Raw genomic sequence first — 25085 nt, forward strand, 5'->3', positions numbered from 1 at the left:
GACAAGTCGCACAGTTCGACGGCGGGCTATGGCGCAGTTTGGTAGCGCACTACACTGGGGGTGTAGGGGTCGCAGGTTCAAATCCTGTTAGCCCGACAAAAAGTTCAGCCGGCACCGTGAAGGTGCCGGCTTTTTCTATTCTGCGGTTTACACCGCAAACAAGATCGCAATTCCTAACAGAATTAAAACCGCGGGAAACAGTACGCTTTCCCATTTCTCCAGTGCTTCTGCAATGCCCGGCCGCGTGGCCACAAACCGCGCTGCCCACACTAGGGGCGCCACGAGGATTAAGAAGGCCACGCAATAGATCGCTACCTCAGCCGGCGCAGAGGTGGTAAACACTGGTACATAGACGCCGATATTGTCGCCACCGTTGGCGAAGGTCACCCCGGCTACCGCAAGTGCGCTCAGCCTTTTGCCCGAAACGTCCTCATCGTCATCCTCACCCCGGAATGCCTGCCACGCTGCCCATAGGCCTAAAAGCAATGGAATGAGACCAAAGTAGCGAATCAAATCCTCAGGTAAAACAGCATTAAAGCCCAGTCCGACAATGGCAGAGGCCGCTAGTATGCCGAGAAACCCCACATACTGACCTACCAGAATCGCGGGCGTCGTGCCCTTGCGCCCAGCACCACGGGCGAAGAAGAGGGACAACACCACAATGTCATCGATATTGGTGGCCACGAATAGTCCAGTAGCCGCTGCGAGAGTAGTAAGCACTTTCCTACCTTATCGCGGCATGACACTTGTCATGAAAATGTGTTGACAGATCCTATTCATCATCTTTGCTGGCTACGGATACTTTCCAGGTATGAGAACTACAGATCCATCTACCGGACAACCGCCAGCTATAGACGTATCCGGAGTCAGTAAAGCCTTTGCCACGAGATCCTCCCATCCCGTCCATGCGCTCAGGGATATTTCCTTCAGCATCGCCCAAGGCGAGATCGTAGGCCTATTAGGCACCAATGGAGCAGGCAAAACCACCCTATTCGATCTCATCCTCGGGCTCACCACACCCTCCTCCGGCAACATTTCCGTGCTCGGACACACACCGCACGCTGCGATCCGCGCGGCGCAGATTGGAGCCGTGCTGCAAACCGGTGGCCTGCTACCTGAGCTCACAGTCCTGGACACCCTGAAGATGATTTCCTCTATCTTTCCTGAACCCTTGCCTGTCGAGGAAGTTTCCAGACAGGCCGGCCTAGACCTTATCCTGCACCGCCCAGTGGGCAAATGCTCTGGTGGCGAGCAACAACGTGTGCGATTCGCCCTAGCTCTTGTGGGCAATCCCCAAATCCTATTGCTCGATGAGCCAACAGCTGGCATGGATGCTCATACACGCCGTGAATTCTGGTCCACCATGCACAGACAAGCAGACCAGGGACGCACCATTGTCTTCGCTACGCACTTCCTCGAAGAGGCAGACAATTTTGCAGAAAGAATAATTCTCCTGCATGAAGGAAAGCTGCGCGCAGATGCTAAGGCCACAGAACTGCGCGAACAGTCGGGCAAGCGCATAGTCGAGGCGAAATTCGACGGCACACCTTTAAATGCGAAAGAGCTACCCACCGTCGCCGAGGTTTCCTTGTCTAACGGCTACGCCCAGATGACCACCCGTGACTCCGATGTACTTGCGAATTATCTTCTCAATCACACCTCGGCCCATGACCTGACTATTCGCACACATTCCTTAGAGGACGCATTTCTTGCTTTGACGTCATCCCAGTCCTAACCCGTCTCTCCGTTGGCTACTTCGTGAAAGGAATATTCAATGACTGCACAGTCAGCAACAACCAGTGCGCGCACTTTCGGGTTTGCCATCCATAACTTGTTGCGCCTTCGCCGTAACCTTACCCCGCTGTTTTTCAGCACGTTCTTGCCGGTATTTTTCTACCTGCTCTTTGGCACCATGATGGATTTTGGTGACGCCTCCTTTAAAGGCGGAAACTTCGCCGCCTTAGAGATGATCAGCATGGCCCTTTACGGCGGCGTCGCTGGTTCCGTCTCCGCCGCTGGCTCCGCCGTGACAGATACCAAGACTGGGTGGGCGCGCCAATTAGCACTTACTCCCCTGCATCCACGGCAGATTCTGTGGGCAAACCTGATATCCATCGGCTTTCAGGCACTGCTTCCCATCACCGCGGTGTTTATCGCCGGTGCCATGACACAAGCTGCAATGCAACCACACCAATGGGTTTTAGCCATTATCGCCTGCGTCCTAGTTTCCATTCCCTTTGGCTTTTATGGCTTGGTGTGGGCCATGGCTTTGCCCACCGACAATTCTGTCGCAATCGCCTCGACCTCCGTTGTCCTCTTCCTCTTTGCCGCCAATGTATTCACTCCCCTTACCGAGCCGCTGATGGAATTGGGCCGCTTCACTCCCCTCTTTGGCCCCGTTGTGCTCGCCCAGTGGCCCCTTGCAGAAGGCATGCAGTTTCTTAACGGGGAGGAAGGCACCGTGTCGCACCCTATGTGGGCCGCATGGTTAAACTTCGCGGTATGGACGACCATCTTTCTCACCGCTTGCCTGGTGCTGCGCTCCCGCGAAAAGGCGCGCCGTTAATGGGCCCCTTTCGCGAGCCGTGGCGCGGTTTTAGCCTCCATAGCGCTCTTTTCGCCAGCGTATGGTTGGTCTTCCTCATTCCCGGGTTGGGCATGACCTTTGCCGCGCCGGGCACGACGCTCGCTGGACGAATTGGGGCTTCTGCGTGCGTTTTAGCGTTTAGTACTGTCTACTTCTTTTCTTTTGGCGCTGTGGGCTACTACCCACGCGGATGGCGGTTAGGACAGCGGGTCGGGCTTTATTGGGTGTTACTCGCGGCCATCGCAGCGACATCAATTGGTTTCTTCGGGATTATAGCCGTCACGTTTGTGCCTTACCTGGCGGCACTGCTCGGCTTTAACCTTCCGCTACGCCGAGCATTAGCGCTAACCCTGCTAATGGGGACCGTGCTCGCCACCACCTCGTGGTTCTTCGCTCCTGAAAGCACCGGCTGGGCCCTGATAGTCCTCTTCGCCTGGCCGATACTACTAGTACTGCTAGGTACGTTTTCCCAGCGCGAAGATAGTCGCGCTGAATTAGAACATGAATTGGACTTGGCACGCCAACGCGAGGACATCGCTACCGATGTTCACGACCTCTTGGGCCACTCTTTAACCGTTATCAACCTCAAATCAGAGCTTGCCCGCCGTCTAATAGATTCGGATCCGCAACGGGCGCAGCAGGAGCTCCAGGAGGTGAGCGCGCTTTCTCGGAAAGGCTTGGCGGAAGTCCGCTCCACAGTAACCCGGATGCGCATGCCCACTTTTGAAGGAGAAATCCACGCGGCTCAAAGGGCCCTCGACACCGCAGGCATTGCATCGCACTTGCCCTCTGCGGCCAAAACTGCTGAGCTTTACGACGCCGAATTTTCCTGGGCTCTGCGCGAGCTGACCACAAACGTGGTCCGCCACTCAGGCGCAGCGCACTGTTGGGTCCAGGTGACAGACCACCAACTCCAAGTGGTGGACGATGGCTGCGGGTTTGACGCTGACGAAAGCCTTTCTCGTACCCACGGTGGGATTGTCGGTTTGCGCAAACGCATAACAGATACTGGCGGACAGCTGCTCTTTGCGCGCCGCAAAGGCTGTACTCTGGCCTTGGTTACTATGAATGGCGACACGGACTTTCTTCCTTTTGCTACCGCCGGAGGCTCAGGCAATGACTGATCCCATCCGAGTTCTCATTGCTGAGGACCAATCATTGGTGCGTGGGGCGCTCGTTGCCCTCTTGGAGACAGAGCCGGATATCAGCGTTGTAGCTGAGTGCGCAACGGGCGCGGAGGTTGCGGGGCTCGTCGCCAAGCATAGCGTCGACGTTGCTTTACTTGATATTGAAATGCCCGTTAAGAACGGTCTTGATGCGGCCGCTGAACTAGAGGGCACGGGTTGCCGCAGCCTGATTGTCACGACCTTTGGGCGCAGTGGCTACGTCAAACGTGCTTTGGAAACGGGCGTAGCTGGCTTCGTAGTCAAGGACACCCCACCCGAACAACTTGCCGAAGCCATTAGGCGAGTGCACGCCGGTCTAAAGGTCATCGACCCTGCACTGGCCCAAGAGACTATTTTTACGCCCGACAATCCACTAACCGCACGCGAAAAGGAGGTCACACGTCATGTCTTGGAGGGGAGCGACACCCGCCAGATTGCCGGGCACCTCCACCTGAGCACTGGCACAGTGCGCAATATTGTCTCTTCGCTCATCGCCAAGACAGGAACTGGGAACCGCTATGAGGCAGCAACTACGGCACATGCCCAGGGATGGATATAGAAAACAAGGGGAGCCCGCTGCGGGTCCCCTTTATTGCTTGACTTCCTATTCTGGCTTCTTTAGCTCAAGGACATTGACCATGCCCTGAAGAACCACATCCATCACCTTGGAAGCTAGGCTGAAGTAGAAATTAGCCGAGTGATAGCGCAGGGCTCCTACGGTACTCAACTGCGAGAGGCCGTGGATGCAGGCCCACAGCGCCGCAATCTGGGTAAAAAGAATCCATGGCGATCGAGGTCCATTCGACTCAGAAATGGCATCGCGCACCAGATTCATGATGAAGGTAAAGGCCTTACCCATATCAAATGGCTGCTCACTATCGCCGGACTCATCGAAAGAGACGGGCACGATCGAGCGGCTCGAAACCTCAATGAGGGCGACAAAGCCGACGGGGTCTTCTAGCGCATACTCCAAATACCCGAAGCCGGTTGCCTTAATATAAGCCAGTCCGTGGGACCCTTCCGGCACGGCCTGGTTCTGGCGCATGATTGCTAGCGTATTGGCTTCATCCAAAGACTCTTCCAAAGATTGCAGCAGGTGAGAATTACCATCGAAAAGATGCTCCGCATCTGCCAAATCCACGCCTGCTCGTGCAGCAGCAGAACCGAGATGCAAGCTAGGCAATCCATTTTGGGCTATCTCTTCGGCCGCACCGCGGAAAATGGCTGCACGCTTTTCCTCAGCCGTAGACTTTGGCATGTCCTTGGCTGCTATAGTAAACGGTTCCGCTGGTTCGCCAACGAGTGCTAGCGGTTCAAAGGGCGCAATCTCCCCGTCACGCAAGCTAACTTCCAGCCCAGAGAATAAAGTCTCAATGCAAGCATTGAAGGTCTGCTTCTTCGCCGTGGGCGAGAGATGACGCATAATGCCGAACGTGGCCAAGTGAGTAATGCCCTGCAACTCAGACAAGAAAGAAAGTGCTTGGATCACTACCAGGCGGTGCTCAAAATCGCCGCGTGCTGCAATAGCTGCTTCCCGCATGTGTTCAAGCATCCAGCGGAAAGTGGGCGGGAAGGCATCAAAGCTTCTCGACTCTTCGATGCCGTCCTCAAAGTTGGGAAAGCTCGTTGCCGTCTCGGAGTTGTTATAGGCGGCGAAGTAGGTGGGGTTATCAAGAGCCAAATTGAAGTAAGCCTTGGCAGACTCGCGAAGTTTCTGAATCGCGGACGCGTCATCCGGCAGTTTATCGAGTGCCCCGTAGGCAGCTACTAGGAGACGCTCATCCAAGAACTGGCTGGTCTGAATGTAAAGGTCGTGGTCATCTTCAAAGAAAGACTTAGCTTCTTCGACTGGAACAGCGATCTGCTCCGCCACAGCACAAACCTTTAAAGCGTCGCGCCCACCCTTAGCCAGGATACGGGCACTCTGCTCCAGCAAGCGCTGCTTAGTGGAGCCCGCATCGGAAACGGTGCCTTCAAGATTGTTCACAAACATAATCCTAGCGATTTCATGCAAATTTGCTTGGGATACGTTCACTTTTTAAGTTGAGTCACCCACAAACAGGTGGGAGCACCAATATAGACCTTTCCCGGCTTTGAGCCACTGGTCTTCATATAACTTTGGCCCCCAGCCCTTGCGGGCTGGGGGCCAAAGTAGAAAGTAGCCATTCACCCTTTAAGCGGGCGAAGCTATTTACTCGGTACCAAGCTTGCCGTCAGCTGCGTCACGAGCCTTGTCGATCTGCTCAGCCTTGTCCTCGCCGAGCTTGCCCTTAGCTGCGTCAGCTGCCTTGTCCAAGCCCTTGTCGCTGAGCTCTTCGCCCTTGTCGGAGTTCAGTGCGTCCTTTGCCTTATCGAAGATACCCATGTGGTTATCCTTTCTTCCAGTTCTAGCTTTATCTAAAAGCTGCCGTGTCCGGCAACACACCCCAACGTACCGACAATTGAGCCAACATGCCACCGAAAAGTCTCTTCGGCCACTAGACCAAATAAATTTTACCGCCCCGCACCGCGATTGTTCTCAGGGGCATCCAGACACCCCCGCAGCCAATCGAGCACCCAATAAGGCCTGCTGCTTTATCCCTACCCCAGCGAAGTATAAGCAAAATCGGGGTGCATATTTTAACTTCAGGCCAATTTTCCTCAGTCTTGCAAATGATAGCGTTAGACGGTAACGACGATTTACCAACGAAGGCTTCGCACCATGGCTTCAACTACCCCAGCGCCGCCGTCCACCCCGGAACCGGGCACGGAATTCTTTGGCTTAGTATGGCCAGGTAAAGAGGCTGCCCGAGCAGCTGCCAGATCGCCGCTGAGCCGACGTTTCACGCGTGATTCCGCGCTCAGCACAGCCTGCGACACGGACAACGCGATTATTGCGGCAGATAATCTTCCGGTTCTGCAAAGGCTCACCTCCCGCGGAGAACTCTTTGACGTTATCTATATCGACCCGCCTTATAACACGGGCAAAGACTTTGTCTACCGCGATAACTACCGATTGCGCCGCCAGATGCGTTCCGGAAGCTATGCAGAATGGCACTCGCAATGGCTGTCGATGATGCTTCCCCGACTCATCTTGGCCCGAGACGTACTTTCCGCACAAGGTTTCATTTTTGTCTCCATCGGAGAAGACGAAGTGGCCAATACGCGCAAGGTACTCGATGAAGTTTTTGGAGAGGAGTGCTTTGCCGGCCAATTGATTTGGAAAAAGGCCGGCACCGGCAAGAACGATTCTAAGTACGCGGTGGTAGAACACGAATATATTCTGTGTTACGCCCGTACTCCCGACAATCCGGGGTTCAATGTCGATCTCCACGGTCACACTTCTACCAAATACAACCATGAGGATGACAAAGGGAAGTACTCCTTGGTGCGTTTAGACTCTAAGACCCTTGGGTACCTTCCCTCCCTCGACTTCCCTATCTCTGGGCCCGACGGCAAGGAATATTGGCCGGACCAGCCGGTGGGAAAAGAAAAGGTCGCCCGTTGGCGCTGGGGACGGGATAAGGTTGAACAGCGCTTCGATGAGCTCGTCTTCCGGCGAGGTTTTGTCTATACCAAGAACTATCAGAAGGTGGGAGCGCGCCCACGCTCCATCTTGGACGGCGAGCGCTTTGGGGTGACCCGCACTGGCAGGCGCGATGCTGAAGACGTCATGGGGATAGAGGGCGTTTTCGAGTTTCCCAAACCGGTGCGCTTGATTAAGCACCTCATTTCCATTGCGGGTGGAAAGAATGCGCGCGTCCTTGACTTTTTTGCGGGCTCCGGCACCACTGCCCAGGCGGTAGTGGAACTCAATAACGACGATGGGGGCACTCGGTCTTTTCACCTTGTGCAAATTCCAGAGCCAACCTCCCCGCGTAGCGCTGCTCATCGCGCGGGCTTTTCTACCGTGGCAGACATTTGCATTGAAAGGGTGCGCAAGGTTCCAGGCGCTAACTTTCAGGTCTATCGCCAGGACTAAGTCTGTGCGGTACCGGACGGGCGACCGGGAATGCCGAAGAAGTCTAGGACGCGGTCGGTGGCAAAGAATTTGCCTACCTCATTGTGCGCGTCTGCTGTACCACCAGGCCATACGTGTGAGCCTCCGGCGATACGGATGTGTTCAAGCGGTGCGGTACAGCCGCTCCACTTCATATCGAGTGCATTGTTGACCAGGCGGGTCATATCGACATTGGTAGAGCAACCATTGCGTTTACGGTCTTGTTCCAGCACGGATTCCACAGAATAGTACTTGGTCTTATGGCGCGTTCCACCGTAGTAGCCCACCACGGGGTCCACGGTGCCGTGCATATCCAATCGGCCCACGGGTGAATGAGCACAGTCTTTGAGAATATCTTTGTAGTAGGCGGCGGAAACTGTAGCCACGGATTTAAAGACATCGGGCATCTGACAAGCCAGGTAGGCGGCAAACCCGCCACCGTTCGACATCCCGGTAGCAAAAATCCGGGAGTCATCTACCCGATACGTTGCTCGAACGGCATCAATGATGTCGCGAACAAATTTCTTGTCCTCTGCCGTTGACGTCTTGGCATAGGGAGCAGGGCTCCAAGCCTTCTTTTTACCTTCTGCGAAAACAGTGATGGCATCAGCGGCATCGAGGCGGGAATAGCCGCGGAGATTCTCAGCAGATTGTCCCCAGCCTGGAAAGGCCAGGACCATGGGCCACTTTTTCTCCCCAGTGTAGTCTTTGGGCACGCTGAGGATAAAGGAACGGCCCGAGGGCAGATTAACTGTTGTATAGCTTCCCGGCTCTGGTCCGCTCAAAGGTGCGGAGGTTGGAATCCCTAGGTTTTTCGTCTCAGTTGGGACTGCTTGAGGCGCGGAGTCGGGCGAATCGGCCGAACATGATGCGCCGGCAACCGCAAGGAAACAAACTGCTACCGCACCAACCACGGCCCGTAGCGACCTCGCGTTCATCTTTGTCGTCCCTTCTGCCATGCGGTCCATAGTTGCTTATAGCGGCCACCATAATTTAACAGTTCGTGGTGACTGCCTTGCTCCACCACCCGCCCGTTATCCATCACGGCGATGCTATCGGCTCGTGCGGCTTGGTCTAGTCGGTGCGCCACTACCAGTGCGGTTCGCCCACGGGTGACCTCTGTGGCGGCTTCTTCCAGAGCTTCTGCCCCCACCGATCCGGCCTCTGCGGTGGCCTCATCCATGATGACGATCTTGGGATCTAAAAGCAATATTCGCGCCAGCGCAAGCTGCTGCGCTGCTACTGGGTCTAGGTGAATCCCCTGTGCGCCAATGACCGTATCTAGGCCCTCTTCTAGCTGCAGATACCACTGTGCGCCGACGCGCTGTAGTGCAGTTTCCATTTGTGCGTCTGAGGCTTGCGGGGCGGCCAAGGACAAATCTTCGCGCAGGGTTCCTGAGAATACGTGGACCTCTTGGGAAATCATCGCTAAACGCGCCACCCGTTCGGAATCAGAAAGGGCCGATACCTCTACTCCATCGACCACGACTGTTCCGGCAGCAGGCACCCGCAGCCCGGCTAGAAGAGCAGCAACCGTGGTCTTTCCCGCACCAGAGGCTCCCACTAAAGCTACGGTGTGTCCAGCGGGAAGCTTAAGGTTTACGTCCCTCACGGCCCAGCCGCCGTCTTCGTAGCTGAAGCTCACTTCTTTTAATTCGGCAACTCCACCTGGGGTCGGGGCGCCGAAGTCTGGCACCGCCCGTGGCGGATCCATGACCACCCCAACTATCCGTGACAGGGAGGCATAGCCGGATTGAACGGTATCGATGACTCGCATCAATCCCATGAGCGGACCGCGCAAGCGAATAAGAAGGAGCATGGCCGCGGTGACTGCGCCAACGGTGAGGGCCCCAGACTGCACCACCCAAAAGCTAACGACCAGACCGCAGACCAGCATGACTAGCTCAATGACCGTCATCCATAGCTGCAGGACCATCATTGTCCTTCGCGCAGCGTAGCCCTTGTCCACCACCTGTGCGGAGGCACGTTCAATACCGGCATGCATCTGGTCTTCCATGCCAAAGGCGCGCACAGTCTCTCGCCCGCGAATTGCCTCCAGGAGCCTGCGTGCCCGTTCCGCCATGGCAGCGCGTTCGTCGGTATAGCGCTGTGGAGCGCGCTGCAGGTACTGGCGCGCAGCAATGAAATATAACGGCGTAACTGCGCCTACTACCAGTAAGTATTGCCAATTGAGGCTGACTAGTGCCACCCCGGTGGTTGCGATGGCGAAGACGGATTTCGCCAGCACAGGAACGGTCTCGGTTACGGCTGCCGATAGTTCTGCTACGTCGTCGGTCGAGCGAGAGACCAAATCCCCAGTGCCGGCTTCCTCCACACGGTGGGTAGGCAGGCGGAGAGCGGTAGAGACCATATCTTCCCGCAAAGCGGAGATCACGCGCTCGCTCAGGCGCGAAAGGACATAGAACCCCGCAGCGGAAAACAGTGCGGAGACCACAGCCACCAGCACCAGCGAGATACCGATGGGTGCGATGGCGCCGTGATCAATGACAGCGTCAACGATCTTTCCCAACAGGATGGGGATAGCTACATTGCTGCCGGCGCCTGCGGTAAGCAAGGCTAAGGCCGCTGCGGCTTGGGGGCGAGCACCGGGGACGTCGGAAAGCTGGCGGCCCACTTCCTTACGCACTTGGGGCCAAGAGGCCGTGGGAAACCGCATCATAGCTCCGCCCCCACTGTTGCCCACGCCGGCGAAGTGGTGAAGACAAGCGTGGGCTTAGACCCGCGGTGATGCGCCACTCGCTGCGCAATTTCCTGCTCGGTCACCGAATCCACCGCGGTAGTTGGGTCGGCCAAAACTAAAATCTCTGCGTCGGCAGCAATGGCTCGTGCAAGCGCCACGCGCTGTTGCTGTCCACCAGAAAGGTTTCGGCCGCCTTCTCCCACCTCACGGTCCAACCCGCCCGGGATATCTTCCCCTGCAGCCACGTAGAGGGCTCGTTGTGCACCCGCGCGATCCGGATGAATATTGTCCCCCACGGTCCCCTCGAAAAGCATGGTTTCGTGTGGAACAACCAGGAATCGCTCGCGCGGCAAGAATTCGAGATCCTCTGGAACAGGTTCGGGCACCACGTTGACCCCAGGAGCGAGAGCCGGAACCTCCGGTTCACTCTTCTCCACCCCGGGGGCGGCGAGGAGGGCGGTAATGCGCTCAGCGCTTGCCTGTGCAGCCGCCCACCGCGAGGCGATATTTCGGCCCAGCATCGTCATCGGGGTGATAATGAACTGCGTAAGGCCAATAACCGTAATGAGTTCACCTACGCTAATCATGGAGCGCATAGCCATCATTCCTGCACCAATACCCACCGCAATGACATATACCGAGCCCAAAATCTCCGTGGTCGCATTAAGTCGGGCTTGGGCACCATTGGCTTCTACCGTTCGCGCATAGGCGTCACCAGACACCGCGGAATAACGCCTACTCACTGTGGCTACAGCGCCCAGGCCCTTAAGGATCCGCAGGCCCTGGACCACATCGGTGGCCATGGAGCTGGCCTTCGCCAACGCCGCTTGGCGGATTCCGGAACGCGTACGCAGAGGCTTTGCCGCGCGCACTGAGCCCCACACCATCAACGGCCCGCCACACAAAATGGCAATGCCTAAAGGCAGGTTAATACGGCTAGTCATAATCGACACATACACAATGGCGGTGATCTCAGCGACGGGAAAGACCGTCATCATAACGGCATTCTGCACGCGCCGTGCGTCTGTGGAGGCGATGGCAAGCAGCTCGCCGGCGCTGCGGGGCTCACCCGCAAGGCCCCGCGGGTCCTGAATCCTATCCGTGATGGCCATGCGGACATCGTGCCCAATTACTAGCATGGCTCGCGCGTTGAGGCCGCGTCCGAACCATGCGGCTATGGCATTCAGACCAAAAGCTGCCCCCAATACCACCAGCCACATGCCTAGTCGGTCAACGGATCCTTTCGACACAGCTTCATCAATGGCATGTCCCACGATCACTGGAGTCGATCCGTTAAGCAGAAAAGAGACAGCCATGCAGACTGCGGCCGGCACAGTGAGTGCCGGACGAGAAAAGACGGTCTTTAGCAGCCACCTGGGATCTGATGGCGCAGGAAGTGTCCTCATAGGCTGCCATTCTAATTCGCGGTAGGTTAGATGAGCTATGTCGACTCGCCGCCCCGATCCCAGCCACTTCCCTAGCTACCGCAAGGCCTCCACTAGACAAGGCCCCGGCTTCCGCAATGCCGCGCAACGCACCGCTTCCGCCCAGGCCTTCCGCCGCGGCGCGAGCACCTATCACGATGTGCGCCCCGGCTATCCGGACGAGGTTTCTGCCCTTATTGCTGACGCCCATACCGTTGCCGATATTGGCGCCGGTACTGGAAAACTCACCGAGTCCCTACCCAATGCCCGGGTTGTGGCTCTGGAGCCCTCCGCTGATATGGCCGGAATCCTCGCAGCCCACCTCCGCCTGCCCGTCCTTCGTGCTACGGCCGAAAACACCGCGCTTGCCGACGCCTCCTTAGACGCCGCCTGCCTCGCCCAAACCTGGCACTGGGTCGACGTGCCAGCCGCCTGTGCAGAGCTTGACCGCGTCCTCGCGCCGGGCGGGAAGATTCTCCTGGTGTGGAACACGCTCGATGTCAACGCGGACCCCTGGATCCTGCGGCTATCTCGCATCATGCACTCCGGCGATGTACATAAGCCAGGCTTTTACCCGGACTATACGGCGCCGTGGTCTTTAGACCGCGAGCTGCGCTTGACCTGGGAGAACAAACTTACCCCGGAGCAGCTTCACCAATTGATGCATACCCGCTCCTATTGGCTGCGCAATGGCGAAGCCATCCATGAGCGTATGACCCACAACCTGGATTGGTACCTCTACGAGCACATGGGATTTAAGCCGGGGCAAAAACTACGCATCCCGTACCGCACGGATGCCTTCGTGCTGGTACGGGATTCGGATTAGAGCAGGACCTGCGCCAGTAGCGAGCCCACCACGCAGGAGGTGAACACCGAGATGGCGCCAGGGACAAGGAACGAGTGGTTGATGACGAACTTGCCAATGTGAGTGGTGCCCGTGCGGTCGAAGCCGATGCAGGCCAGGTCCGAAGGGTAGGTTGGCAAGATGAAGTAGCCATACGCTGCGCCGTAGAAACCAACGATAATGGCGGGGTCAATTCCCAGCTGCAGGCCAATCGGAGCGATGGCAACCAGGGCGGCGGCCTGGGAGTTAACCAGCTTGGACACGATGACCAGTACCACCGCGTAGGCCCACGGGGCGGCCTCGACCACGGACCCGAGGTTGGATTCTAGGGCATCGATATGGGCTTCGAAGAAGGTATCTGCCATCCATGCCACGCCAAAGACCGAGAATACTGCGGTCATACCGGCCTTAAAGACTGGCGTGGACGCGATCTTCTTCGGGTCAGCCTTGCAGCTAAGCAAGATGATTGCGCCGGCAACAAGCATGACCATCTGGATAACCAGGTTCATCGACAGCGGGCTCAACTCGCCATCATCGCCTGGGACGAGTGGGCGCAGGAATTCGAACGCACCGAGCGCGACCACGCTGGCGATAGCCACGAGGAAGATAACCACTGCTCGTTTTGCTTCTGGCGAAAATTCTTCATCCATCAGCGATCCGGTGGACTGGTGAATGCTTTCTGCAAACTCCGGATCCTTCATGCGCTCCTGGAATGCCGGGTCCTCGTCCAGGTCCTTACCGCGGCGCAGCGACCACAGCGAGGCAAGAATGACACCGGCAAGCGAGGCGGGCATAGCCACCATGAGGATCTGCGGAATGGAATAGGCGTGATCGATAGCACCGGCGTTTTCCGCGATGATGGACGCTAGGGATACGGTGGCCACAGATACTGGCGAGGCCGTAATACCCATCTGAGCCGACGTTGATGCCACGGCCATGGGGCGCTCTGGGCGGATGCCCTTCTTCAGGGCAATGTCCTCGATGATCGGAAACATCGTGTAGACCACGTGGCCCGTACCGCACAGGACCGTCAGGAACCAAGTGGTTAGCGGCGCGAGGATGGTAATGCGCTCTGGGTGGGCGCGGAGAAATTTCTCGGCAAATTGCATCATCACTTCTAGGCCGCGCGCCTGTTGCAAGGTGGCGGCGCAGCCGATGACCGCAATGATGGTCAGCATCACGGATACCGGCGGCTCACCCGGGGCGAGGCCGAAGACAAAGACCATGAGCATCAAACCGATGCCGGAAATAAGTCCTAATCCGATGCCACCATAACGAGTGCCCAGAAGCAGGGCACTGAGAATGATGATGACCTGGAGCACGATGGCCAGAATTGAATCTGGCGCAATTACGCTGGCTAGCATGCTGAGCCTTCCATCACGAGAGAACTTTTGACTGGTTATATCCTATCCAGGCCCACATGATCGGACATAAACGGAAAGGCGAGCGAATTCTCACACCGTGTCCGGTGCAATAATCGCTCGCCTGAGTGCTATAATCCCAGCGTAACGGGCATACTGCTAGCGCTTCTTGCCGCGCTTTTCCCTCACTCGCACTGCGATGCGGATAGGCGTTCCGTGGAAACCGAACCGCTCGCGGAACTTGCGCTCAAGGTAGCGGCGATACGCCGCGTCCAAGAAGCCCGTCGTAAACAAGACGATAGTCGGCGGCTGAGTCGAGGCCTGCGTAGCGAACAATACGCGCGGCAGGCGGTTATTCTTCATCGGCGGCGGATTAGCCGCGATAGCCTCCCGCAACCAGTTATTCAGCTGGCCCGTGGACACACGCTGATCCCAACTTTCCAGTGCCTCAATCATGGCCGGCTCCAGCTTCTGCAGCGCGCGGCCCGTTTCCGCAGAGATATTCACGCGCGTGACCCACGGCAAGTGGCTCAGCTGCTGATCAATCTCGCGGTCCAGGTAGTAGCGGCGATCCTCATCCATGAGGTCCCACTTATTAAACGCAATAACTAGGGCCTTGCCCGCCTCGAGCACCATATTGAGCACGCGCTGGTCTTGCTCGGAGATCTCCTCAGAGGCGTCGATAAGCATGATGCAGACCTCGGCCGCATCGATAACGCCGCGGGTACGCAGGGACGCATAGTACTCATGCCCCTGCGCATTCTTCACCTTCTTGCGCAGGCCAGCGGTATCAATGAACTTCCACAGCTGATCATCCAGCTGCACCAGAGAGTCCACCGGATCCACGGTCGTTCCCGCGACGTTGTCGACCACGGAGCGCTCCTCGCTGGTGAGCTTATTCAGCAGCGAGGACTTGCCCACGTTAGGCTTGCCCACCAATGCGACGCGGCGAGGTCCAGAGGTAATCGCGGTCTGTCGGGGCTCTTCAGGGAAGACCCGCAAAATCTCATCGAGCACGTCCGCACCGCCGCGGCCATGCTGGGCGGATACGGGCCACGGATCGCCCAAGCCCAAGGCATAAAACTCCGCCATATCCGCGTACTGATTATCGGAATCGAACTTATTCGATACCAAAATCACCGGCACAGGCGATTTCTGCAGGCGGCGGGCCATGACCTCATCCGTCTCCGTGATGCCCACCTTGGTGTCCACCACCATAACGATGACATCGGCGGTTTCCATGGCTACTTCTGCCTGGCGGGCAATCGCCGCATGGATGCCCTTCACGTTGGGATCCCAGCCACCGGTGTCCTGTACCAAAAAGCGCTGGCCATTCCAGTCCGCTACGTAGGAAATTCGGTCACGGGTAACGCCAGGGTGGTCCTCTACCACCGCTTCGCGGCGGCCAAGGAAACGGTTAACCAAGGAGGACTTACCCACATTTGGGCGACCGACAACGGCCACCGTGCACAGGGCTTCTTCGGTGTGGTCATCGGACTCCACGCCAAAGGCACGGGAGAGTTCTTCCCACTCCTCTTCACTCAGAGGCTCTTCTGCGTGCGCATCGTCGCTATAATCTGCCTCACCAAATTCCGAGTCATCAAAGTCATAGTCGAATTCCTCGGTATTGAAATCATCGGCGGCCCAACCAGGAGAGGCTTCTACCACCTCGTCATCGAACTTACCGGCTGGGTAATGGAACTGAGTCTCCGACTCTTCCTGGGGATCGTGATTAGTCATTGACAGACTCCTTTACCACGTTAATCAGAGCTTCCAGCACATCCTCTGGGCTCATATTGGAGGTATCGACTAGGGTTGCGTCTTCCGCTGGGCGCAAAGGTGAGGCCTTGCGGGAAGAATCCGCCGCATCACGGCGCTGGACATCTGCGAGCACCGTCTCGTAATCCGAAGCGATGCCCGCCTTTTCATTCTGGGTTTGGCGGCGCTGCGCGCGGACCTCGGCAGAGGCAGTCATGAATGCCTTAGCGGGGGCGTCGGCAAGCACCACAGTGCCAATATCGCGCCCTTCTACAATCGCGCGGTGCGCTTCGCGGGCAAGCTTGCGCTGCAGCGCTACCAGATTCTCGCGCACCTCCGGAATGGCTGATACGGCGGAAACATTACGGGTGACTTCGTCTTCGCGAATAACGCGCGAGACGTCCTCGCCGCCGAGGAGAACTTCAGTGGAGTCCGGGTCATCGGATACTCCCAAGGGCAGATTGGCCGTAGCCGCAATAACCGCGGCGGTGTCAGCAGGGTCGACGCCTTCACGCAGCACCGCAAGCGTTGCCACTCGGTACATCGCACCAGTGTCGACGTACTTTGCATTCAGCTGCTTGGCCAGCGCACGGCACGTGGTCGACTTTCCAGTTCCAGATGGGCCATCCACGGCAAGGATGAGACCGTCATTCGGCATATTAGAAATCATTACATCTCCACCGCCTTGTACAGGCTAGTCAGCTCGCTGGAATTAAGGGCACGCAGACCTCCAGGCTTCATATCGCCCAGCTGGACTGTATGCAGCTTGGTGCGCACCAGGCGCTGCACGGGGAAGCCGGCCTCCTTCAACATGCGGCGCACGATATGCTTGCGGCCTTCATGCAGTTCAAGACGCACCAAGGAATAACCCTGGTTGGTATCAACTACCTGTGCAAAGTCGGCCTTTGCCAGTCCGTCTTCCAGCTCGATGCCTTCCTTGAGCTGTCGCACGAGCTTCCTATCGGCCTCACCCAATACGGTGGCGAGGTAGGTCTTGGTCACCTCGTACTTAGGGTGCATCAAGCGGTTGGCCAACTCGCCATCATTGGTGAGGATGAGCAGGCCTTCCGTATCGGCGTCGAGGCGGCCGACGTGGAAGAGTCGTTGGCCAGCTGCGACCTTTTCTGACACCACGTCGCCCACGCACGGTCGCCCCAGGTCATCGGACATGGTGGACTGCATGCCGCGCGGCTTATTGAGCACAAAATATTCGTGCTCCTCATTGACGTTGACGCGCACGCCGTCCACTCGGATGACGTCGACGGAGGGGTTTACCTTGACGCCTTGCTTGGCGATGATCTTGCCGTTGACCTCAACTCGGCCGGCATCGATGAGGATTTCTGCGTGGCGGCGGGAAGCGACGCCTGCCTTGGCGAGCACCTTTTGGAGGCGCTCTCCCTTGGGCTTGTCTTCATCGACCAGCCAATCGGCACCCAATTCGCGGGCTACGGATTCTGCAGTAGCCTTCTGCTTTTTCTTTGACACATGCTGGTGACGGGCCGGCTTGGCATTGGAGACAATGATGTCACTGTCTCGCTGCTTCTTATCCGGTGTGCCGTCACGGCGAGCGGGAGGAGTCACGTACGTGTCCTTTTCTCTCGAAGATATGAAATTACCTGGGCAATCCTACCCCACGCTAGTACTCTTCGTCGATCGCCTCGACGTCAGGCAACAGCGGCGCCAAGTCAGGCAGGCGCTGCAAAGAATCGATCCCCAATAACTCGAGAAATAATTCCGTTGTCTCGTACCGGTGCGCGGCGCCCTCAAAATCATCCTGCGGCAGCTCCCGGACCAATCCGCGCAGGTTAAGCGTTCGCATTACACCATCGACATTGACGCCGCGAACCGCCGCCACCTGCTGGCGAGTAACGGGCTGACGATAAGCCACTACCGCCAAAGTCTCTAGGGCAGCACGGGAGAGTTTGGTTTGGGCGCCATCTAAGAGAAATTCTTCTACCGCCCCGGCATTTTCGGTGCGCGTATAAAAGCGCCACCCCTCTTGGGTCTCGCGAAGGTCAATACCAGAACCGCGACTATCCAACTCCCGCTGAATAGAACGCAAGCAATCACTGACGACGTCCCTTTCTGCCCCCAGCGCACGCGCCAATAACTCCACAGAGGCTGGGGAGTCGAGCACGAGCAATATGGACTCAAGACGGGAACGCAGCTGCGAAATGAGGGGAAGATCCATAGCGCCCGAGTTTACTGGAGAGGAAAAAGTAGCAGAAAATTCCCCAAATCACTTTCGTTCCCCACTGTGACTCGGCTAACATATTGTCATGGAAACCATCACTCGCACCGACAGACTCATCCTCATCCCGCTGTCCGCCGCTAATACCGAAGAGACCCACAAGGTCTACAGCGACGGACGTATCTGGAGCCACCGTCCCAATGGGCGCTTTGCCGATATCCGCACCACGCGTGCACTCGCACAAGCATCCTCCCAGTCGTGGGACGCTCACCACTTCGGCCCTTGGGCCGCGTATATGCGCCACAACCCTTCGGAATTCGTCGGCGTCGGCGGTGCAATCTTCGTCGAAGAGGCAAACTTCTGGGACATCAAATACCGCCTGCGCCCCGCCCATTGGGGTGCCGGTTTTGCCACCGAGATCACCTCCGAGGCGGTGAAGAGCATCCGCCAGGTGGACCCCAACTCCCCGATTACCGCCCGCGTGACCACAAATCACCCGGCGGCCATCCGGGTCATCGAAAAGCAAGGGCTCCAACAAGTATGGGAAGGGCGCCGCATAGGCACCGAGGACAACCCCGAGGAACCAGACGTACGCGTCTACTCCGACCGCGATCTCTCCCCCGAGACGCTGGAATTCATCCAGCAGCGGCCTTAGTCCCAGTTCGCTGCGGCAACTACCGCTGGGTCAACATCCAGGCCTGTCCACGATAGGTCCAGCTGACCCAGCGCTTCTTCTTGTTGTGCATCAACTGCCTTGGCTTTGTACAACTCCAACAGGGCCAAGAAACGCCCCACTACCTGCATAGAAACCGTACAGTCGCGGGTTAGCGCACCAAAGCTGGTCCATTGGCCCGCACCGAGTAGCTTGAGTGTTTCCAAAATCTTGCCGGCCTGCTCCGGTACAGATACTGCTACGGCGTGCACGTGACCGGTTGCCACTTCCTCCGGTGGCTTGGGGCGGAACACGCCCGCGGCAAGCTCAGCAAAGCTGGCCGACGTATGACCGAGCGAAACTGGAGGCAAGAGTTCAGCAAACCTCTCCTCGATGGAAACCGCTCGCGGATAGCTACGCTGTGCCTCGCGCTGCCACACGGCGAATTGGTCCGCTGCTTGCTTATAAGCCTTGTACTGCAACAGACGGGCAAAAAGGAGGTCGCGCGACTCCAGCAGTTCCAGGTCTTCAATATCGTCGACATCACCGCGCGGCAGAAGCCGCGCCGCCTTCAAATCCAAAAGCGTAGCTGCCACCAACAAAAAATCAGTGGTCTCATCCAGATCGGCGGACTCTCCCAGCTGGCGTGTATACGCCACGAATTCGTCCGTTACTTCTGACAGCGCAACGTCAGTCACGTCCATCTTCTTGGACTGAATAAGCTGCAAAAGCAGGTCAAAAGGGCCTTCAAAATTCCGCAGTGCAATGCGAAAGCCCGTAATCTCCGGCTGGGTCACGATACCTTAAACGGTCGAGCGCTCGATGACCTCTTTGGCCAGGTTCCGATACTGCTGTGTGGCCGGGGAGCTTGGTGCCCAAGTAGTAATCGGCTCGCCGGCTACCGAAGTCTCTGGGAACCGAACGGTCCGGGTAATGACGGTGTCAAAGACCTTATCGCCAAAGTAGTCCACCACTCGGGACATAACTTCCCGGGCGTGCTTGGTCCGGCGATCAAACATGGTCACTAGGATTCCCATAACCTCAAGGTCAAAGTTAATGCGATCAGAAACCTTTTCCACGGTATCGGTCAACAGCGCCAAACCGCGCAGGGAGAAGAACTCGCACTCCATAGGGATGATCACACCCTGTGAGCAAGCAAGGGCATTGACGGTGAGCAGGCCCAAGGAAGGCTGGCAGTCAATAATGATGAAATCATAATCGCGGCGCACGGGACGCAGGGCGCGGGCAAGGGTGTGCTCGCGACCGACTTCATTGACCATCTGTATTTCCGCAGCGGAAAGGTCGATATTCGCCGGCACCAGATCTAAGCCCGATACCCCGGTGTGCTGGATAGCGGAATGAATAGAGGTGTGGCTATCGAGCATCACGTCATAGATGGTGTCCTCGATATCGTCATGCGTGAGCCCGAGTCCCGCCGAAAGCGCACCCTGGGGGTCAAGGTCAACCAAGAGGACTTTACGGCCGTACTCGGCCAAGCAGGCGCCCATATTGATGGTTGAGGTGGTTTTACCTACGCCACCCTTTTGGTTACACATCGAAATGATGGTGGCCGGCCCATGCTTTTCCAAGGGTGCGGGTTCTGGCAACTCACGGATAGGACGACCGGTCAGCCCCACCTCTACGTCAGAGGCAGAAAATAGACCCTCTTCGCTCACAGTCACACCTGCTTCCTTGACGCCAAGTTCCGGACCATGACACTTGGCTTAGGGTTGATTACAACGTTGTCATTAAAGCGTACCCGTTACAGGTTAAAAGTACCGAGACTTAGCCTATATCAAGCGTTTAGCGTTGACTAGAACGGCGTTTGCGGATTGCCACCAGAGCTATGAGCGCGATGAGTACCGCCGCGGCTGCCCCTCCAATAATCCAGCCCAAATGTGAGCCGCCGTCTTCTTCTTTGGGGTCCTTTTGCTGGCGCTCATCGAGGTTTTCCGCGGCGGATTGATAATTAGGGTCCTGCAGCGTGACGATGAGTGCGGCCCCAGAACCGTCATTGCGTAGCAACTGCATGATGAAGGGATTATCAGGCGCCTCGCCCTCCGGATAGGTCAGCGTGAGGGTTCGAGAAGAGGCGTCCACATCACGCTCTACGCCTTGGATAATATTGCCCTCGCCATCGAGGTAGCGCAGCGTGACGTCATTTTCTTGCGTGTCCTTGAACTGCTGGTAGAGGTCATAGGCCTGCTTGAGGCCCATCTTTGCGGTAATAGTATTGCCTTCGATTTTGGATTCGAGATTGACGTATTCCGCACCGTCAAGGTTGGCTTCCCCAGCAGGCTTGCGCTCCGGCTTTTTACCTGGAACAACAGGCAAGTTGCTATTTTCTTTCGCCGGCGCGGGCCTGTCATCTCCGCCCTCGGCATCTTTTCCGGCTGGCGCCTTGTCACCTTGAGCCGGCTTATCAGAGCCCGGATCCGGCGCTGGCGCTGGGTTCGGGCCGCCTTCCGCGCCGTCAATTTCTTCCTGAATGTCCTCCTGCGCAACCGAACCATCGGCTACCAGCGTCAGGGTTGCATTCATGCCTTGGGCGGAGACAGGAACCGAGATTTGGCCGCCATCTGCCGGGGCGGTGATGGTAGCGGAGGTACCTGAGGCAGACACGTTCCACCCATCGCCGGAGTAGTTGGCTTCGGCCGGCACGGGCAAGCTTACAGTCGTGGTCTGGCCGGCAGGAACCGAAATGGGAGCGGCAATAGCTGCCTCTACCTCTGGAGGCAGCTGCGCGTGTGCCACCGCTGGGAAAAACAAGGCGGTAGAAAGCACCGCGCCAGCTACACGAGTTGAAAACATATAGGTCCTTTCTTAGGCACGAGGGTGCGCAGTGCGCCAAACCTCACGCAAGGAATCGGCAGTGACGTGAGTATATATTTGCGTTGTTGTCACCGAGGAATGTCCCAGTAATTCTTGCACGGTGCGCACATCTGCGCCGCCTTCAAGCAGGTGCGTCGCAAAAGAATGCCGCAAGGTGTGCGGAGAAATGGACTTTCCCAGTTGCGCCCGCTGCGCTGCAGTCTTCAACACAGTCCACGCACTTTGACGTGATAAAGCCCCGCCGCGGGTATTGAGAAACAACGCCGGCGTCTTACCTTTGCTCAGCGCCGGTCGCGCCCGCACCAAGTAGGCATCGAGAGCCTGACGGGCATGCGAGCCCACCGGCACAATCCGCTCTTTGTCTCCCTTGCCCCGCAGGCGTATTACTTCCTGCGCGGCGGACACGTCATCAACGTTCAGGGAGATGATTTCCGAGATTCGCGCGCCGGTGCCATAGAGCATCTCCAGCAGGGCGCGGTCGCGCACATCTACCGGGGTCTCAGTAGGAGTCGCTTCAATGAGGGCGGTGACCTCATCTACCGATAATGTCTCCGGCAAATGCTGCCCGGTTGACGGAGGGGTTACCTCAACCGCAACATCGACGTCCACTACGCCTTCTGACACGGCAAATTTATGCAGTCCGCGAGCAACGATGAGCGCTCGGTTGGCCGAGGACACAGCCATGTGTGAGCGCAGGTCTTTAAGATAAGCCTCCACCATCGGTCGCGTCACCGACCGCAGATCCTCTACCCCGTTATCCCCCAGCCACGCAAGGTAGCGGCGGACATCGCGGCGATAGTTGCTCAAGGTATTGGCAGAAACGCCGCGCTCGACTGCTAGATGATTAAGCCACGTCTGCGCTATGTTTTCTAGCGCACTCACAGCTGCTTTAGGTCCGCACCCGTGCGGCGGGAGCTCATTGAGGTAGGTCGAAGGTCGAACGGCTCCTCCACGCTGCGGGTCTGCTTCCCGCCACGCAGCACAGCGTAGGCCGCCAAGATGCCGCTGCAGGCGATGGAATTGACGATGTCACCGCGCAGCACCTTGTCTACGGCCTCGTCGAGGCCCACCCAGGCGACTTCCATATCGGCCTCTTCATCCCCGGTAGCCTCCATCCGGGGGACGTCGGAAAGCCCCGAGGCAAGGAATACGCGAACCGCCTCCTCGCAGAAACCCGGCGAGGTCACAAGGTCCGTCAACACGGACCACGTCTGCGCGCTCAGGCCGGCCTCCTCCTGCAGTTCACGCTGGGCGCCGGTCAGCTCATCCTCACCGCGTACGTCGAGCAATCCCGCCGGCAGTTCCCACAGGCGCTTTCCCACGCTGTGTCGGTACTGATACACCATCGCAATACGCTCGTCTGAGTCCACTGCCACGACGGCCACAGCACCTAGGTGCTCGACTACTTCCCGGGAGGCAGAAACGCCACCGGGCATGACTACTTCGTCGCGGCGGAGGGCGAGAATGGGGGCTTCGACAAGCAGCTGCGAATCAAGCACCTTGAAATCATGCGCCATGGGCTATTCCTTTCCCGGCAAGGCGGAGTCAGCAGTTTCGGTGGCGCCATAGTCACCCTGGCCACCATCAAGTTGTTCCTGGGTGGCCAGAATGACCGCAATGCGCTCCACTGCCCGTTCGGTGCTATCAACCGTAGACAGCTCCTCGCCCTGATCACGCACCTGGGCTAGCGCCTTATCATCCTGGGTCTGCTTGGTGCGCCCGCTCAACACCACGGAACCATTGACATCATCCAACCCGGTGGCAAATTCCGCCAGCGCGCTGGACGGGTAACCACGCAGGCCATTGCCAGAGACCACGATAATGGCCTGGGCAGGAACGATGGTTCCATCTTCGTAATCAATAAAGCCCTCGTCGCGCAGCTTATGGAGCACGTCTGCACGCTCTTCCACTGAAGCCAAAGGCTTCGTGCTCTCAGGATCCATAGACAGCGCAGTGCCTAGCACCTCACCGCTGAGGGCTCCTGCAGAATCCAAGTCCTTGATATCTGCCTTCTTGGGCGCAGTATCTTTCAAGATGGGAAGCAGCTTGTCCTTAGTTTCGGGGCGCAAAAAGTCCTTGGTCAGCTTAATCTCACCGGCCTCCGTGGCATCGGAAGACTCCAAGAGCTTCCGGATCGCGTCTACATCGCCGCCATTGGCGTCATCGGTGGTCACGATGAGTACTGGGCGCTGCGACAAGACTCCATCAACCATTTCCGCCCCAGAATCGGCCACGATCTTGTCGCTGGCGTCATTTTGGGTCTGCAGAATCTTATTGTCCTGGACCACCTTGCGGTGCTCCTCGCGGATGGGATCGTCGTCTGCCATGCTGGTGGTCAAGTTCGGCGCAATCACCAAGGCGCCCAAGGCTACGCCTACCGCAGCGCCGAAGCCCAAACCTGCTACAAGCTCAGTCTTTGCCATGCCCTATGCGCCCCCAAAGAGGCTGGACCAGGTTTCGCTGAGGTTGCTAGCAAAGTCCTGGCTGCCGCCGAAGCCGACGATGAGGATGACCGCCGCAATGGCAACCAGAATTCCCAGCACTGCCCATAGCCAGCCTAGGTTGGAGGAAGGCGCACTGTAGAGATTGATTACCGCATCGGCGTCGACCACCTTGGTACCGGCCTTGAGGCGGGACAGTACGGCAGAGGGGTTGGTGCGGTCAGCAAAGATATCATCGAGGTCCACCCCGCCGCCGGCCTGCACAATGAGATCGGCGCCGTGGTAATCAGCAAAGAGCAGGCCCAAGTCGGTACCGGAATGCGTTGCTGCGGGGAAGGTCATCGCACCAATGCCCAGGTCCTGAATGCGGTCGAGGCCTTCTACCTCACCTTCCGGGTCCGCAGGCACGATTACGCGGGCGCCGCAACGCAGAGCTTCATCGCTCACGCTATTGGGATCCCCAATAATGAAATCTGGCTTATACCCTTGGGCCAGCAAGGAATCTGCCGCCGATCCCACTGCAATCAGCAGCGGCTCATACTCGCGAATAAAGTTGCGCAGCTGCTTGAGCTGTTCGCGGTGCCTATCGGTAGGCGAAAAGAGGACAACCTTGCGGCCGGCGATTTCGGAGCCGGAGGCGGGGACACCGAGGCCGTCGATAAGCAGCGGCCCTTCCGAGTTAATAAAATCGATGGAATTGCCAAAGAAGGATTCCATATGGTCAATCAGCGCACCCTGCGCCGCGGTGAAGTTCTTTTCTGCTCGCTCACGAGTTACCACCCGGCCGGTGCCGAGCGCTTTATCGCCGCTAAAGACGGTGCCGTCCTCCCCGATACGCGCCTTTTTGCCCTCCTTGAACTCCGAAACAAAGGACTGCCCCACGCCCTCGAGGAGAGTAATGTCGGCGTCAAGCAACATGTGCGGACCATAATTTGGGACCGTGCCGGTAGAAAATTCCGCCACGTTAATGACTGCGGAGGGCTTAAGGTCTACGAGGGTCTGAGCCTCGTGGCGAGAGATATTAGCCGCATCAATTACGGCGACATCGCCTTCACTAAACTTTTTCATCCCCTTAGCGCCTGGAGTGCAATCGCGCAGTGCACCAGGCTGCTCGGGGTTACGGGAAAACAGAGCCATGGCCCTATTGTG

The 25085-nt window shown here is 57.6% G+C and carries 25 protein-coding genes and 1 tRNA gene; 8 read left to right on the forward strand and 18 right to left on the reverse strand.

Annotated features, from left to right (window positions below):
* Positions 1 to 22 precede the first annotated feature (22 nt).
* Positions 23 to 96, forward strand: a tRNA-Pro gene (locus ACKFRY_RS08570).
* 51 nt (positions 97 to 147) lie between these two features.
* Here the strand turns inward: ACKFRY_RS08570 and ACKFRY_RS08575 are convergent.
* Positions 148 to 720: a cadmium resistance transporter gene (locus tag ACKFRY_RS08575; protein WP_179386484.1), complete on the reverse strand. Its 573-nt coding sequence runs from the start codon at positions 718 to 720 to the stop codon at positions 148 to 150.
* A 91-nt stretch (positions 721 to 811) separates the two neighbouring features.
* On the opposite strand from ACKFRY_RS08575, the gene ACKFRY_RS08580 reads away from it, so the two are divergent.
* The 4 genes from ACKFRY_RS08580 to ACKFRY_RS08595 are packed head-to-tail and all read left to right on the forward strand — an operon-like array spanning position 812 to position 4312.
* A complete protein-coding gene (locus ACKFRY_RS08580; protein ID WP_408922663.1) occupies positions 812 to 1735 on the forward strand; it encodes an ABC transporter ATP-binding protein in 924 nt (307 codons plus the stop codon).
* Positions 1736 to 1774: 39 nt separating this feature from the next.
* Entirely contained in the window at positions 1775 to 2566 is a 792-nt protein-coding gene (locus ACKFRY_RS08585) for an ABC transporter permease (protein ID WP_408922664.1), read from the forward strand.
* On the forward strand, positions 2566 to 3711 hold the full coding sequence (locus tag ACKFRY_RS08590; RefSeq protein ID WP_408923422.1) for a sensor histidine kinase: 1146 nt from the start codon (positions 2566 to 2568) through the stop codon (positions 3709 to 3711). Before ACKFRY_RS08585 ends, ACKFRY_RS08590 begins: the two co-directional genes overlap by 1 nt.
* Entirely contained in the window at positions 3704 to 4312 is a 609-nt protein-coding gene (locus tag ACKFRY_RS08595; protein ID WP_408922665.1) for a response regulator, read from the forward strand. Before ACKFRY_RS08590 ends, ACKFRY_RS08595 begins: the two co-directional genes overlap by 8 nt.
* Positions 4313 to 4357: 45 nt before the next feature.
* On the opposite strand, the gene ACKFRY_RS08600 is transcribed toward ACKFRY_RS08595, so the two are convergent.
* Both ACKFRY_RS08600 and ACKFRY_RS08605 read right to left on the reverse strand, forming a co-directional pair.
* Entirely contained in the window at positions 4358 to 5746 is a 1389-nt protein-coding gene (locus ACKFRY_RS08600; protein WP_408922666.1) for a hypothetical protein, read from the reverse strand.
* Positions 5747 to 5944: 198 nt separating this feature from the next.
* On the reverse strand, positions 5945 to 6118 hold the full coding sequence (locus tag ACKFRY_RS08605) for an antitoxin (protein ID WP_408922667.1): 174 nt from the start codon (positions 6116 to 6118) through the stop codon (positions 5945 to 5947).
* A gap of 336 nt (positions 6119 to 6454) precedes the next feature.
* Between ACKFRY_RS08605 and ACKFRY_RS08610 the strand changes: the two genes are divergently transcribed.
* Entirely contained in the window at positions 6455 to 7714 is a 1260-nt protein-coding gene (locus ACKFRY_RS08610) for a site-specific DNA-methyltransferase (RefSeq protein WP_250413118.1), read from the forward strand.
* On the opposite strand, the gene ACKFRY_RS08615 is transcribed toward ACKFRY_RS08610, so the two are convergent.
* The 3 genes from ACKFRY_RS08615 to ACKFRY_RS08625 all read right to left on the reverse strand — a co-directional run bounded on the left by ACKFRY_RS08615 (position 7711) and on the right by ACKFRY_RS08625 (position 11749).
* Positions 7711 to 8478, reverse strand: coding sequence for a PHB depolymerase family esterase (locus ACKFRY_RS08615; protein ID WP_285440142.1), 768 nt, complete (start codon positions 8476 to 8478; stop codon positions 7711 to 7713). The two genes, ACKFRY_RS08610 and ACKFRY_RS08615, sit on opposite strands and share 4 nt — an antisense overlap.
* Before the next feature lie 188 nt (positions 8479 to 8666).
* Positions 8667 to 10409: an ABC transporter ATP-binding protein gene (locus ACKFRY_RS08620; protein ID WP_408923423.1), complete on the reverse strand. Its 1743-nt coding sequence runs from the start codon at positions 10407 to 10409 to the stop codon at positions 8667 to 8669.
* A complete protein-coding gene (locus tag ACKFRY_RS08625) occupies positions 10409 to 11749 on the reverse strand; it encodes an ABC transporter transmembrane domain-containing protein (RefSeq protein WP_408922668.1) in 1341 nt (446 codons plus the stop codon). Before ACKFRY_RS08625 ends, ACKFRY_RS08620 begins: the two co-directional genes overlap by 1 nt.
* Before the next feature lie 127 nt (positions 11750 to 11876).
* On the opposite strand from ACKFRY_RS08625, the gene ACKFRY_RS08630 reads away from it, so the two are divergent.
* Complete coding sequence (locus ACKFRY_RS08630; protein ID WP_408922669.1) at positions 11877 to 12683, forward strand: class I SAM-dependent methyltransferase; 807 nt, start codon at positions 11877 to 11879, stop codon at positions 12681 to 12683.
* Here the strand turns inward: ACKFRY_RS08630 and ACKFRY_RS08635 are convergent.
* The 5 genes from ACKFRY_RS08635 to scpB form a co-directional block, all read right to left on the reverse strand.
* Positions 12680 to 14065 carry an anaerobic C4-dicarboxylate transporter gene (locus tag ACKFRY_RS08635; RefSeq protein WP_150850987.1) on the reverse strand — a complete coding sequence of 462 codons (1386 nt, stop codon included), beginning with the start codon at positions 14063 to 14065 and terminating at the stop codon, positions 12680 to 12682. The two genes, ACKFRY_RS08630 and ACKFRY_RS08635, sit on opposite strands and share 4 nt — an antisense overlap.
* A gap of 156 nt (positions 14066 to 14221) precedes the next feature.
* Positions 14222 to 15802: a ribosome biogenesis GTPase Der gene (der, locus tag ACKFRY_RS08640; protein ID WP_408922670.1), complete on the reverse strand. Its 1581-nt coding sequence runs from the start codon at positions 15800 to 15802 to the stop codon at positions 14222 to 14224.
* Positions 15795 to 16490 carry a (d)CMP kinase gene (gene cmk / locus ACKFRY_RS08645; protein WP_408922671.1) on the reverse strand — a complete coding sequence of 232 codons (696 nt, stop codon included), beginning with the start codon at positions 16488 to 16490 and terminating at the stop codon, positions 15795 to 15797. The genes der and cmk overlap by 8 nt, the downstream gene beginning before the upstream one ends.
* Positions 16490 to 17401, reverse strand: a complete 912-nt coding sequence (locus tag ACKFRY_RS08650) for a pseudouridine synthase (protein WP_005324678.1) — start codon at positions 17399 to 17401, stop codon at positions 16490 to 16492. The genes cmk and ACKFRY_RS08650 overlap by 1 nt, the downstream gene beginning before the upstream one ends.
* A gap of 55 nt (positions 17402 to 17456) precedes the next feature.
* Positions 17457 to 18011: an SMC-Scp complex subunit ScpB gene (scpB, locus tag ACKFRY_RS08655; protein WP_408922672.1), complete on the reverse strand. Its 555-nt coding sequence runs from the start codon at positions 18009 to 18011 to the stop codon at positions 17457 to 17459.
* An 88-nt stretch (positions 18012 to 18099) separates the two neighbouring features.
* On the opposite strand from scpB, the gene ACKFRY_RS08660 reads away from it, so the two are divergent.
* Positions 18100 to 18666: a GNAT family N-acetyltransferase gene (locus tag ACKFRY_RS08660; RefSeq protein ID WP_250413124.1), complete on the forward strand. Its 567-nt coding sequence runs from the start codon at positions 18100 to 18102 to the stop codon at positions 18664 to 18666.
* On the opposite strand, the gene ACKFRY_RS08665 is transcribed toward ACKFRY_RS08660, so the two are convergent.
* The 7 genes from ACKFRY_RS08665 to steA all read right to left on the reverse strand — a co-directional run bounded on the left by ACKFRY_RS08665 (position 18663) and on the right by steA (position 25073).
* Positions 18663 to 19460 (reverse strand): segregation and condensation protein A, encoded by a 798-nt coding sequence (locus ACKFRY_RS08665; RefSeq protein ID WP_408922673.1) that lies wholly within the window; start codon positions 19458 to 19460, stop codon positions 18663 to 18665. The genes ACKFRY_RS08660 and ACKFRY_RS08665 overlap by 4 nt on opposite strands.
* A 6-nt stretch (positions 19461 to 19466) precedes the next feature.
* A complete protein-coding gene (locus ACKFRY_RS08670) occupies positions 19467 to 20339 on the reverse strand; it encodes a ParA family protein (RefSeq protein ID WP_040425292.1) in 873 nt (290 codons plus the stop codon).
* A gap of 127 nt (positions 20340 to 20466) precedes the next feature.
* Complete coding sequence (locus ACKFRY_RS08675; RefSeq protein WP_408922674.1) at positions 20467 to 21474, reverse strand: hypothetical protein; 1008 nt, start codon at positions 21472 to 21474, stop codon at positions 20467 to 20469.
* A 12-nt stretch (positions 21475 to 21486) separates the two neighbouring features.
* A complete protein-coding gene (gene xerD, locus ACKFRY_RS08680; protein WP_408922675.1) occupies positions 21487 to 22377 on the reverse strand; it encodes a site-specific tyrosine recombinase XerD in 891 nt (296 codons plus the stop codon).
* Positions 22374 to 23012: an NUDIX hydrolase gene (locus ACKFRY_RS08685; RefSeq protein WP_284766435.1), complete on the reverse strand. Its 639-nt coding sequence runs from the start codon at positions 23010 to 23012 to the stop codon at positions 22374 to 22376. Before ACKFRY_RS08685 ends, xerD begins: the two co-directional genes overlap by 4 nt.
* Before the next feature lie 3 nt (positions 23013 to 23015).
* On the reverse strand, positions 23016 to 23918 hold the full coding sequence (locus ACKFRY_RS08690; RefSeq protein WP_408922676.1) for a copper transporter: 903 nt from the start codon (positions 23916 to 23918) through the stop codon (positions 23016 to 23018).
* Positions 23919 to 23921: 3 nt separating this feature from the next.
* The gene (gene steA, locus ACKFRY_RS08695) at positions 23922 to 25073 is read right to left on the reverse strand and encodes a putative cytokinetic ring protein SteA (RefSeq protein ID WP_200436154.1); all 1152 of its coding nucleotides are present in this window, start codon (positions 25071 to 25073) and stop codon (positions 23922 to 23924) included.
* Between the last annotated feature and the right edge of the window lie 12 nt (positions 25074 to 25085).

Origin of the sequence: Corynebacterium tuberculostearicum, from assembly GCF_046097255.1 — a bacterium.
GTDB classification, from domain to species: domain Bacteria; phylum Actinomycetota; class Actinomycetes; order Mycobacteriales; family Mycobacteriaceae; genus Corynebacterium; species Corynebacterium tuberculostearicum_J.